The sequence below is a fragment of the Sulfurimonas sp. NW9 genome (assembly GCF_051132275.1).
Classification (GTDB): domain Bacteria; phylum Campylobacterota; class Campylobacteria; order Campylobacterales; family Sulfurimonadaceae; genus Sulfurimonas; species Sulfurimonas hydrogeniphila.
Genome location: NZ_CP093236.1, coordinates 722592 through 735631, shown reverse-complemented (window position 1 = coordinate 735631; position 13040 = coordinate 722592). Strand labels below are relative to the sequence as shown.

5 protein-coding genes, 1 tRNA gene, 2 rRNA genes and 4 pseudogenes are annotated in these 13040 nt (G+C 40.9%); all 12 read right to left on the bottom strand.

Features of this window, described 5'->3' with window-relative positions:
- Nucleotides 1-187: 187 nt before the first annotated feature.
- Nucleotides 188-3079, bottom strand: a 23S ribosomal RNA gene (locus tag MLC44_RS04360).
- 285 nt (nt 3080-3364) lie between these two features.
- Nucleotides 3365-3441: transfer RNA gene (locus MLC44_RS04355), tRNA-Ile, on the bottom strand.
- Between the two features lie 285 nt (nt 3442-3726).
- Nucleotides 3727-5246: ribosomal RNA gene (locus MLC44_RS04350) — 16S ribosomal RNA — on the bottom strand.
- Together the 16S and 23S rRNA genes with 1 tRNA gene alongside form the textbook arrangement of a ribosomal RNA operon.
- A gap of 559 nt (nt 5247-5805) precedes the next feature.
- A pseudogene (gene mnmA / locus MLC44_RS04345) lies at nt 5806-6830 on the bottom strand (tRNA 2-thiouridine(34) synthase MnmA).
- Nucleotides 6831-6850: 20 nt separating this feature from the next.
- A complete protein-coding gene (fliY, locus tag MLC44_RS04340) occupies nt 6851-7735 on the bottom strand; it encodes a flagellar motor switch protein FliY (RefSeq protein WP_418641174.1) in 885 nt (294 codons plus the stop codon).
- 3 nt (nt 7736-7738) lie between these two features.
- Nucleotides 7739-8838 (bottom strand): annotated as a pseudogene (gene fliM / locus MLC44_RS04335) (flagellar motor switch protein FliM).
- 1 nt (nt 8839) lies between these two features.
- Entirely contained in the window at nt 8840-9526 is a 687-nt protein-coding gene (locus tag MLC44_RS04330) for an RNA polymerase sigma factor FliA (RefSeq protein WP_151900776.1), read from the bottom strand.
- Complete coding sequence (locus MLC44_RS04325) at nt 9523-9792, bottom strand: hypothetical protein (protein ID WP_434658602.1); 270 nt, start codon at nt 9790-9792, stop codon at nt 9523-9525. Before MLC44_RS04325 ends, MLC44_RS04330 begins: the two co-directional genes overlap by 4 nt.
- 84 nt (nt 9793-9876) lie before the next feature.
- Nucleotides 9877-10753: pseudogene (locus tag MLC44_RS04320) on the bottom strand (P-loop NTPase).
- Nucleotides 10750-12030 (bottom strand): flagellar biosynthesis protein FlhF, encoded by a 1281-nt coding sequence (gene flhF / locus MLC44_RS04315; RefSeq protein ID WP_151900779.1) that lies wholly within the window; start codon nt 12028-12030, stop codon nt 10750-10752. Before flhF ends, MLC44_RS04320 begins: the two are co-directional and overlap by 4 nt.
- A pseudogene (gene folK / locus MLC44_RS04310) lies at nt 12027-12514 on the bottom strand (2-amino-4-hydroxy-6-hydroxymethyldihydropteridine diphosphokinase). The gene flhF and the pseudogene folK overlap by 4 nt, the downstream one beginning before the upstream one ends.
- Before the next feature lie 8 nt (nt 12515-12522).
- A complete protein-coding gene (gene aroQ, locus MLC44_RS04305) occupies nt 12523-13002 on the bottom strand; it encodes a type II 3-dehydroquinate dehydratase (protein WP_151900781.1) in 480 nt (159 codons plus the stop codon).
- Nucleotides 13003-13040 lie beyond the last annotated feature (38 nt).

The window sequence follows — 13040 nt, the reverse complement described above, 5'->3', positions numbered from 1 at the left end:
CTGATGTATTTATATCTGATCTTACAAGGACCAGTTGAGTGAGTTAATGATTGCTCATTAAGTTAGAATTGGTAAAATCAACAACAGCCGGCACTAAAGTACCGGTTCCAAATAACTACTAACATATCTCTTATTAGTTATATACACTAAATAAGGTAGTGAAGCAATTGTGTTCATTTAAGAACTTGGTAAAAAGACAAACGTACTATTAGTACTGGTCAGCTAAACACATTGCTGTGCGTACACATCCAGCCTATCAAGCTTGTAGTCTTCAAGCGTACTTCAGGGAACGTTCATCTTGGAGTTGGCTTCCCGCTTAGATGCTTTCAGCGGTTATCTCATCCGTGCGTAGCTACCCAGCTATGCCCTTGGCAGGACAACTGGTGCACCAGTGGCACGTCCAACCCGGTCCTCTCGTACTAGGGTCAGCTCTCCTCAACGTTCCTACGCCCACGGAAGATAGGGACCGAACTGTCTCACGACGTTCTGAACCCAGCTCGCGTACCGCTTTAAATGGCGAACAGCCATACCCTTGGGACCTGCTCCAGCCCCAGGATGCGATGAGCCGACATCGAGGTGCCAAACCTCCCCGTCGATGTGAGCTCTTGGGGGAGATCAGCCTGTTATCCCCGGCGTACCTTTTATCCTTTGAGCGATGGCCCTTCCACACAGAACCACCGGATCACTATGACCGTCTTTCGACTCTGCTCGACTTGTATGTCTCACAGTCAGTCCGGCTTATGCCATTATACTCTACGAAGGATTTCCAACCCTTCTGAGCCGAACTTTGTAAGCCTCCGTTACTTTTTAGGAGGCGACCGCCCCAGTCAAACTACCCACCAGACATTGTCCTCGCACGAGATAATCGTACGGAGTTAGCTATCAGAATATTCAAGGGTGGTATCTCAAGGATGCCTCCTCCAGAACTGGCGTCCTAGGTTCAACGGCTCCCACCTATCCTGCACATGAATATCCCAATAGCAGTGTCAAGCTATAGTAAAGGTGCACGGGGTCTTTCCGTCTTTCCGCGGGTAGGAGGAATTTTCACCTCCACTACAATTTCACTGGATCCCTTGTTGAGACAGCTCCCATCTCGTTACGCCATTCATGCAGGTCGGTATTTAACCGACAAGGAATTTCGCTACCTTAGGACCGTTATAGTTACGGCCGCCGTTTACTCGGGCTTCAATTCATGCCTTCGCCGAAGCTAAGCAATCCTTTTAACCTTCGAGCACCGGGCAGGCGTCACACCCTATACATCCACTTACGTGTTAGCAGAGTGCTGTGTTTTTGGTAAACAGTCGGGAGGGACTCTTTGCTGCGACCCGTCAGTGCTTTGGAGAGTAAATCTCCTAACACTTAGGGCACACCTTATACCGAAGATACGGTGCTAGTTTGCAGAGTTCCTTAACAAGGGTTCATCCACGCGCCTTAGAATACTCATCTCACCCACCTGTGTCGGTTTACGGTACGGGCAACATTACATCTCGTTTAGAGGCTTTTCTCGGCACGACAGTATCAAGGGTTCTGGTCGCTCTCCGAAAAGATTGACCAGCCTGTCAGATCTCGGTCTCATGTAGCGCGGATTTGCCTACGCTACGACCTACGTCCTTCGAGCCACTATTCCATCAGTGACCCCCTTTAACTCTATGCGTCCCCCCATCACTCAAACGATGTAATGTCGGTATCGGAATATTAACCGATTTGCCATCGTCTACCCCTTTCGGACTCGACTTAGGTCCCGACTAACCCTACGATGACGAGCATCGCGTAGGAAACCTTGGGTTTACGGCGAAGAAGATTCTCACTTCTTTTCTCGCTACTCATGCCTGCATGCTACTTCCATCCGCTCCAGTACTCCTTACCGGTATACCTTCAGCGCTGAATGGAACGCTCTCCTACCACTTACAGTAAACTGTAAATCTAAAGCTTCGGTGTTTATCTTAGCCCCGTTATATTTTCGGCGCAGAATCGCTAGACCAGTGAGCTGTTACGCTTTCTTTAAAGGATGGCTGCTTCTAAGCCAACCTCCTGGTTGTCACAGCAACTCCACATCCTTTTCCACTTAGATAAAACTTTGGGACCTTAGCTGTTAGTCTGGGTTGTTCCCCTCTCGACATAGGATTTTATCACCCTACGCCTGACTCCCGAGGTTACACGTATAGTATTCGGAGTTTGATAGGGTTTGGTACCGCGGTAAGCAGCCCTAGCCCTGTCAGTGCTCTACCCCTATACGCTAATGCTCGAGGCTATACCTAAATATATTTCGGAGAGAACCAGCTATCACTGAGTTTGATTGGCCTTTCACCCCTATCCACAAGTCATCCCAAGAATTTTCAACTTCTACGGGTTCGGTCCTCCACTGGCTCTTACACCAGCTTCAACCTGCTCATGGATAGATCACTCAGTTTCGGGTCTGCAGCATCTGACTATGTCGCCCTATTAAGACTCGCTTTCGCTACGGCTTCTCGTTCGATTAACCTTGCCAGATACCACAACTCGCAGGCTCATTATGCAAAAGGCAGTCCGTCACACTTATTTAATAGTGCTCCGAATGATTGTAAGCCATAGGTTTCAGGTTCTATTTCACTCCGCTCACCGCGGTCCTTTTCACCTTTCCCTCACGGTACTTGTTCGCTATCGGTCTAGTAGTAGTATTTAGGGTTGGAGGGTGGTCCCCCCATATTCAGTCAAGATAACACGTGTCCCGACCTACTCGTTCCATACCTTAGTTCCACATAAATGTTTTCGCTTACGGGAGTATCACCCTCTATGCTCATCCTTTCCAGAATGTTCTGCTAACAAATATGCTAAATGTATGCGCCCTATTCCAATTTCGCTCGCCGCTACTCTCGGAATCTCGTTTGATTTCTCTTCCTTTGGGTACTGAGATGTTTCACTTCCCCAAGTTCGCCCCACCCGAAGGTGGTAACACGAATCGCTCCGTGCTGGGTCGCCCCATTCAGAAATTCCCGGATCAAAGCTTCTTGGCAGCTCCCCGAGACTTTTCGCAGCCTAGTACGTCTTTCATCGCCTCTACTAGCCAAGGCATCCACCTATGGCCCTTAATATCTTTTTATTCTATGTTGCGTTCACTACCTTATTTAATGTAATACATTAAACAAGATGAATGATCTGTTATTGTAGTTATTTAGTTTTTAATTATATCTCTATAATTAAAGTTGTTGACTTTAACAATTGTAATTTAATGATCGTTTGGTTTTTAAACCAAATATAAATTCTTATGACTTTAAGAACTTATATTTAATTTAGAAACTTGTTTCTTAGATGAGTTGTGCTTAAAAAAGAAGCGAAGCATACTTTAGTATGTGAGTTTCTTTTTTAAGTGCAAATCGCTAAGAAATGGTGGGCCTACCAGGACTTGAACCTGGGACCTCACCCTTATCAGGGGTGCACTCTAACCAGCTGAGCTATAGGCCCTTTCTGGTGCTTTTAACTTTATTCTGCGTCAGAACCTTTACTTCAGTTGTCACGTACAGTTTATACGCTCCGCCTTCAGCAAAGAACCTTCCTTGACTAAAGCTAAAATCCCTCAGAAAGCAAAGCCCTCTCAAGGTTACACCTTTGACATAATCGTAATTCAAATGAACACAGATCACTGAAAACTAAGCAAGTAAGTAACTTTTGAAACAACTAATAAACTATTTCTCGTGTGAGATTTTCTTGTGTTGAGCCACTCAATCGAATGAGTGCTCTTTACTCTAGAAAGGAGGTGATCCAACCGCAGGTTCTCCTACGGTTACCTTGTTACGACTTCACCCCAGTCGCTAATTCCACCGTAAGCGGTAGCCCCCCGAAGGTTGGCTTCCCGATTTCGGGTGAAATCAACTCCCATGGTGTGACGGGCGGTGAGTACAAGACCCGGGAACGTATTCACCGTAGCATTGCTGATCTACGATTACTAGTGATTCCAGCTTCATGGAGTCGAGTTGCAGACTCCAATCCGAACTGAGAGACGCTTTAAGTGATTAGCTCCACCTCGCGGTATCGCAACACTCTGTACGCCCCATTGTAGCACGTGTGTAGCCCTAGCCATAAGGGCCATGATGACTTGACGTCGTCCTCACCTTCCTCCTCCTTACGAAGGCAGTCTCCTTAGAGTGCTCAGCTTAACCTGCTAGCAACTAAGGACGAGGGTTGCGCTCGTTGCGGGACTTAACCCAACATCTCACGACACGAGCTGACGACAGCCGTGCAGCACCTGTTTTCGAGCTCCCGAAGGGCACCCCGCCATCTCTGGCAGGTTCTCTCAATGTCAAGGCTAGGTAAGGTTCTTCGCGTATCTTCGAATTAAACCACATGCTCCACCACTTGTGCGGGTCCCCGTCTATTCCTTTGAGTTTTAATCTTGCGACCGTACTCCCCAGGCGGTTCACTTAATCTGTTAAGTGCATCACCGCCCTGACTAGCAGAGCGACGACTAGTGAACATCGTTTAGGGCGTGGACTACCAGGGTATCTAATCCTGTTTGCTCCCCACGCTTTCACGCCTTAGCGTCAGTTATGTTCCAGGAGATCGCCTTCGCTTTCGGTATTCCTAGTGATATCTACGGATTTTACCCCTACACCACTAATTCCATCTCCCCCTCCCATACTCTAGGTCGGCAGTTTCAAATGCAGTTCTACAGTTAAGCTGTAGGATTTCACATCTGACTTGCCAACCCGCCTACGCGTCCTTTACGCCCAGTGATTCCGAATAACGCTTGCACCCTCCGTATTACCGCGGCTGCTGGCACGGAGTTAGCCGGTGCTTATTCATATGCTACCGTCATTTTCTTGACATATAAAAGGAGTTTACACACCGAAATGCGTCATCCTCCACGCGGCGTTGCTGCATCAGGGTTTCCCCCATTGTGCAATATTCCTCACTGCTGCCTCCCGTAGGAGTCTGGTCCGTGTCTCAGTACCAGTGTGGCGGATCATCCTCTCAAACCCGCTACCCGTCATAGCCTTGGTAGTCTCTTACACTACCAACTAGCTGATGGGATATAGACCGATCCCTTGGCGGAATCCATTTCCCGACTTATCTTGTGATAAGAAGGAGTATCCGGTATTAATCATCGTTTCCAATGGCTATCCCGGTCCAAGGGGCACATTATCTATATATTACTCACCCGTGCGCCACTCGTCAGCATAGTAGCAAGCTACCATCTGTTACCGTTCGACTTGCATGTGTTAAGCACGCCGCCAGCGTTCATTCTGAGCCAGGATCAAACTCTCCATAATTGAAACGAGAAGAAATAAAGTCCCTTCTCTGCGTTAACACTGGGTTTCACTCAGCGTGAGGCTCGATGCACTAGTGCATCTTCTCTCTTACTGATTGAAACTCTGCAATTAACTATTATGAAAAGATAAGTAAACTTATTACTGATCTTTTGCCCAAGATTATTAAATCATTGGCTTTGTTATTTTAAGTCTTAATAAAACTGCTTAAGGTTCTATTACTAGACTGTATAGTTATCTATTACTATTAAGGGAACCATACAGGCAAGCCTGTATGGATTTCAAAATAGAATAGACGGTTGTTGTTTATTAGTTATTTCTAAGTAATTTATCTCTTTAACTCTAAAGTTAAAAAGTCTCTTACTTGCTTAGTTTTCAATGATCTCAAACATTTTTAAAAGCTTCTACTTGAAGTCTCTTCAGGCCTTTTAAACAAGGTCTCTCTGTTTGTGGATGGGAATTATAGGGGAGTATTGCTTAGAGACTGCTTAATGTTTGGTGGGTTTTTTAAAAAGTTTTTGAAGTTTTTTATTTGTTACTTTTTATAGAAGTTTGTTGGCAGCTAAGACTCTATAATCCAGCCGCCGCCTATAAGTTTATCATCATCATAAAATACCGCGGCCTGTCCGACTGCAACACCGAATACACTCTCTTCGAGTTTCAGATAGGCTACATCTGCTTCTATTTTTACATGGCACTTGACTGCTTTAGTTCTGTAACGCAGTTTCACTGTTGTGTCAAACTCTTTTCTGTCATCAAACATATTGAGATTATTGAGTTTTACATCATAACATGCCAGATCTTCTTTTTTCCCGACAACTATTTGATTTTTTTTCGGATTAATACTCAGTACAAAATGAGGATCATGGGCACCATGTACTGTAAAGCCTTTACGCTTTCCAATCGTATAGTGCATATATCCCTTATGTTCACCTATAACATTGCCATTTTGATCAAGAACTTCTCCCGGCTGATCAACCTGAACATAGTCTTTTAAAAGGTCCGTATATGTTGTTTCCACAAAACAGATTTCACTTGATTCTGCCTGAGATGAAAATGATTCCAATCCTTTTATGGATGCAGCCAACGCTTTTATATTTTTTTATGTCTTTCACCTAATGGAAATTTTAATCTTGGTAGAATTTCTCTGTTAATATAAAAAAGAAAATAACTTTGATCTTTTGTATCATCATCTGCAGAGTAAAGATACTTTCCATCTGTTTTAATGTAATGTCCGGTTGCCAAATACTCTGCACCGATTTCATCAGCGAATTTTATCATTTCACCAAACTTAAGATTTCTGTTGCACAGGGCACACGGATTTGGAGTTTTTCCTTCAGCGTATGTATCAATAAACGGTTGAAATACTTTTTCATTAAATGTTTTTTGTAAATCCAGTACATGCAATTTAATACCGACAAAGTCAGCAGCTTTTTGTGCACGTGCCTGGTGAATTTCATGATATCCGGGTTTTGAATGAAGTTTCATATATAATCCTTCAACTTCATACCCTTGCTCTTTTAACAATAAAGAAGTAATTGTTGAATCAACCCCTCCACTCATTCCTACTAAAACTTTTTCTTTCATTATGTCCTCAAACTTTCTTATTAACCTTTAAGCTGTGTTAATCTTTCTTTTTTCGTGCCTATCGTTGTTACTTGTATTCCAAAGTTGCCATCTACAATAACTACTTCACCCTGTGCTATCACATGATTATCTACCAAAATATCCAACGGATCATTTGCCAATTGGTTTAATTCAATAACCGAGCCGATATCCATATTCAGTACATCTTTTAGCAACATTCTTTTTTTCCCGATTCTTACCTTTACAGGAAGTTTTACATCCATAATAAGAGCAATGTTTTTCATCTCTTCACTGCTCAAGGTAATATCTTCTTCACAATTTGATATTACATGTTCCGAAGTATCGGCACTGCTCGCATGGTCATGTGCATTTACTGTTTCTTCTGAAGATTCTGCTGGAAACAGGACATTTTTTAATTTTTCATCTATAATAAACATCAGTAATGAATGCACGGATTCCAGGTTAAACTTATATACATACATTCTGCTGAAAGCTTCGAGACTTACTTCATCATTATCGCCGACCAATTCTATATTTTCAATACTGAAAGACAAAACAGGCAACTCTTTTTGAGCAGAAAGCGTATTTGCAATAGCACCAAAAATATTTGATACTATCTCTTTTGTAGCATCCATATCGTCTTCGCTTACATCTTCTCTCTCACTGGCTTCTTCACCCATCATCATATCTGAAAGTGATGCTGCCAGATTTGGTGGTAACGCTACCATTGCCTCTGCATCCACATCTCCGCTTACCTTGATTTTCACCAAAACAATAGGCGGAACAATGTTTGAAATGATGCTTAATTCCTGTTCTTCTTTTAACTCTAAAGTTGGAGCAGTTCCAATAAGTGCTTCAATAGTACCAACTGTTTCATCTTCAAATAGTTTTATAAAGTCACTCATTTTTTACTCCTCATATTTGTTTTCAAATTCCGTTTCACCTTCATGAATTATATCTTTAACCCCGGAAATTTTTTCGTGTCTTTGTTTTTCTAAATTCTCAAGTGCACGCTTGACGGTATCTTTTTCTGTTTCAATAATTTCTGTAATACTAATTGATTTTCTGAACCTCCGCAGTCCTATTTCACCACGAAATCTCTCTTTTCCATCTACTGCAACAGTCACAATGTCATCTGCAGCACTTGAGAGCCTGATTACATCACCGATTTTCAATTCAAGTATATCATGCATAGTTAAATCTGCATCACCCAAATTTGCTTCTACATTTACTTTTGCCCCACCGAGAAGAACCTTCAGCTCCATATTTCTGCTTTTTTTAGAACTTGTTTCGTTTAACATTAAATCACGGCTTGCAAGTTTTGGCAAAACAGGTTCCAATGAGATAACAGGATAGCATATATTCATCATACCGGAACTGTGCCCTATGATGATTTCCATTACCACCATAACAACAATTTCGTTTTGTGCAACAATTTGAACGACATTCGGAGAAGATTCTTTGGATTCTATTGCCGGATAAATTTCCATAACAGGAGCCCATGCCTCTTTAGCGTGCTCATCATAACACGAAGTATTGTTTCAAACAGGCTGAGTTCTATATCTGAAAATTCCCGACTTGCATCGAAAGGTTCTCCTTTTCCTCCAAGCAATCTGTCAAGCATAGGAAAAGCAATGGAAGGATTGATTTCTATAATGCCGCTTCCCTCAAGAGGCTTCACCGAAAATACATTAAAACTTGTAGGGTTTGGCAAACTCATCAAAAATTCACCATAGGTCATCTGATCAACAGAGTGAAGCTGTATTTCAACAATAGAACGCATAATTGAAGATATCTGAGAAGCCAGACTTCTGGCCATTTTGTCATGAACACCGCGAAATGCACGAAGCTGCTCTTTTGAAACCCTGTTTGGACGTTTAAAATCATAGAGAGTTACCTGCCGTTGAGGCAAAAGAGCATCTTCATCACTCTCTAAGACATTTTCACCTTCATCTTCAACAACATCCAAAAGCGCATCGATTTCTTCCTGTGATAGTATATCTGCCATGTTATGCTCCTATACTCTCTTTAATTTTTTGGATTACAGACTTGTGAATTTGTGAGATACGGGACTCAGTTATATCTAAAATATCACTAATTTCTTTTAAAGTCAACTCTTCAAAGTAGTATAGCTGAATTATCATCTGTTCTCTCTCTTTATAAGAGGAAAGAACTTTTTTTATTACGCCAATCAACTCTTCTTTTTCAATTTGAACAAGCGCTGCACCCTCATCACCAATTTGCAACTGATCATGCAGAGGCATGACTGTATAAATATTTGAAGCGATGCGTGCTTCATGAACTTTTTCAATACTTTCGCCCAGTATATCTGCCAGTTCTTCATCACTCGGTTCTTCGTCATGTGTCAGCATATATTCCTGAACTGCATAATCTATAGCTTTTACAAGTTTACGGCTGGCACGGCTTAAAATATCCAGACTTCTCAAATAGTCAAGCATTGCACCATAAACTCTTTTTTTTGCATAGCCCCAAAAAGAGTCATTGAGCTTTTCATCATATCGCCTTGCCAGTTTTATAAGTTCTTCTGTCCCGATTGCTGAAAGATCACTAAAATCCACCGAACTTGGAAGCCGCTCTTTGAGCCGAAAAGCCATTGCTTTTACGGCAGGAAGATATTGCAGTGCCAGTTCATCTTCTTTGTGTTTGAGATCTTGAAGGTAGGCATTTTTTGTCATAATTTTTGTCCGGCTACATCTTCAGAATTCATTTTGACAGCAATATCTGTAATTTTACACGCTGAGTCTATCAGTTTTTCTCTTTTGTTTATCTCTTTTACAAAAACATCTAGTTCTGTTTCATGGGTTTCTTTTGGAAAATTATAGGCTTTAACCGTTATCGTTCTGTAATAAAGTGCAACAATTACATGTGAAAAAAGATAAAAAAAGATGGTAATAAAAAATGTATAAAGTAATAACCCTTCAGCATCAAAAGATTTTAACAACCCAAAGATTATTCCTACAAAAAACCCTTGAACAGTAAAAAAATAAACAAAGTTTTCACCAAACATAACTACCCCAAATAAGACTTAAAAATGATCCATTAATCTTTTAAACAGACCTGACAATCCACTTTCATTGGATGTAACCAGCACATTTCGTTCCAGCTTTTGTGTAATTTTACGCACAATTGCATCTATGTCTTTGCTCGGCTGTGATGCAGGATAAAGCATTCTAAAAAGTGCACGCTGCTTTACGATGTTGAAACTTTTGCATCAGCATTCATTTTCCCAATCAACTGCAAATCCAGTTTTTCACCTATATTTGCCTTGGCAACTTTTTTAATTTTTTCAAAAACACCAAAAGCCTCTTTTTCATTTTTCACCTGATTCATTATCATAAATACATCATTTCTGAGTGTCGCAATTGTTTTAATCGTTGCATATGCATCGGTAATTGCTGCAGGATCGGGAACGGTTACAACAATTACATCATCTGCCGCATTTAAAAACATTTGAATATGCTCTCCAATCCCGGCTCCCGTATCTATAATCATTACATCAAGTTTGTTCAAACCTGTGCTTCTTGCATAAATCTGTCAAACAGTGCCATATCGGAATATTTTAATATTTCATCACCACTCTCACCAGGAATCAGAATAAGATTACGGGTAATAGGAATTAAAATATCGCTAACCGTCGCTTCACCTTTGAGTACATGTAAAATGTTTTTTTTGATTTTTACATTAAACATAACATCCAGATTGGCCAGTCCTATATCTGCATCAAATATTCCCACATTCAAACCCTGCTGAGACAACGCATAGGCAAGGTTTGAACTTATAGTACTTTTGCCTACCCCGCCTTTACCGCTTGTAATTGCGATAAAACGTGTTTTTTTTGATTTTTTCTTTTGGGAATTTGAAGCAACTAGTTCTTCAAGCTTTTGCGCCTGATTCCCAATCATACCTTACTCCTGTTAAATCCGTTCAGAAGACACTCAATTAAAAAATCACTGCTCGCACATACTAAATCTTCCGGTACTTCCTGACCTACAGAAAAATAACTTATCGGTTTTTTTGTTTCATAAGCCAGCGAAAAAATATTTCCAAAACCCATTGTCTCATCCAGCTTTGTAAACATCAGTGTATCTACACCCAGTGTTGAAAAGCTGTCATAGGTCACTTTTAAGTCTTCATATTTAATTGAACTTGGCATTACCAGCACTACATCCACATTGTATTGCGTGTTGTTTGCATTCAGACACTCATATATTTTTTCAATTTTCACTCTGTCATAAGGACTCGATCCCATTGTATCAATCAATATATAATCACAATATTTGAGAGATTCCAGAGCGCTTGAGAACTCCGGAGGATCAACAACTGTTTCAATTCCAAGTTTCATCATTCGTGCATACTGCATCAACTGCTCGACTGCCCCTATACGATAGGTGTCAAGCACAACCAGTCCGACTTTGTACTTTTTTTCCATTAAAAAAGAGTATCTGGCAGCAAGTTTGGCAATAGAAGTTGTCTTTCCCACACCTGTTGGTCCGACAAGCATAATAACTTTTTTCGCACCTATATTAGGCAGTGTTTCTCTTCGGATAGGAACCATTTTTCGAAGTATTGTTTGAAAATACCTTTTTACGGTGGAAGAGTTTTCTCGCATTTTCAACGGCATATGTTCCAAAGTAACCTGCATAAGAGTATCCAGATGTTCCCTGTTCATTCCGCTTTGTGAGGCAAGACGATAAATTTCAGAAAATTCCGACGGAATTTGACTTGAAAGATTTGGTGACTTTTCATCCCAAAACATATTTTGAATAATTTTTACCTTATCTGTCAGTTTATTGATTTCAGATTTTATCTCTTTTAGCTCTTTGGGTTCAACAGAAGCAGCTGTTTGTTGTAACGGTGAAGGCTGATATAGGTTCTCCAAAGGATCGGTCACATTTGAAATTTTAGAAATTTGTTGTGCCGCATTGGAAATATCAAAAAGTATTTCCCGACTCTCTTCTTTGAGCGGTTGCTGTTTGGAAAGCGGTTTTTTTGTTTTTTTATAAGTAGCCGGAATCATTTCTTCATCTATACCGATTACTATCTCATAGAGGGCTTCTCTGCCTAAAGCTTTTTTTTGAATCTCTTTGGTTTCAATGAGCATCCCCTCATCCCCAATTTCCATTTTTGCTTTTTTGAGTGCCTCTGACGGACTGCGCCCGGTAAATGTCAATATTTTCATCTACCAACACCTGACAAAGGTATCATTACACTTTCTCTTTGCGTATAAAAAGGATGTGGCACAATTAAATCTTGTGTATGTATTGTACGGTTATCAAAAAATATAATATCCAAATCTAGCGTCCTTGGTGCATTTTCAAAAGTTCTTTTTCTGCCAAATTTTTTTTCCAATCCAGTAAATAGCGTAAAAAAACTCTTGGCTGCATTGAAGTTTTTAAAACAAGTATTGAGTTGAAAAAATCATCCTGGTCTGTATAGCCAAAAGGAGGATTTTTTAAAATCAATGATGTTTTTACTACTGATACTCTTTTGTCTTTTTGCAACACCACAAGAAGATGTTCAAATCTTCGACGTACATCTCCGACATTTCCACCAATACCTACAACAGTTTCATATCTATGCCGACTTTTGCCACGGGCAGTATAAGGGAAATGCAAGTTGTAAAAAGAGGTCAATCTTTTGTTTATCTTGCATTTTCTGTACATGTAAAGACTTAGGCCTGTTTCTGTGCTTGCGCCTGCGCTTCTTGGGCCGCTTTGATTTCGTTCATAATCTGAAGCATACCCATCATAGCCAAATGGTAGCCAAAAGGTCCGAAACCGACAACAGATGATGTGCAGACAGGTGCAATCATATTTTTTTGTCTAAATTCTTCACGTCGGTGAATATTGCTGATATGTACTTCTATGGTAGGCAGGCTTACGGCAGAAATCGCATCACGAATTGCAATAGAAGTATGCGTATAGGCAGCAGCATTGATAATCAATCCCTGTGCTTCACCGTAGCACTCCTGAATTTTATCTACAATTTCACCTTCGAGGTTGCTTTGAAAAAATTCTATTTCCACACCGTTTTGGGTTGCTACATCTTTCATCTGTGCATGAATCTGCTCTAACTTCATCGGACCGTAAATATTTTGTTCACGGATTCCGAGCATGTTTAAATTTGGACCTTGAATAACTACTATTTTCATTTTTACCCTTATTATGATGATTTATCTTCTGAAGGACT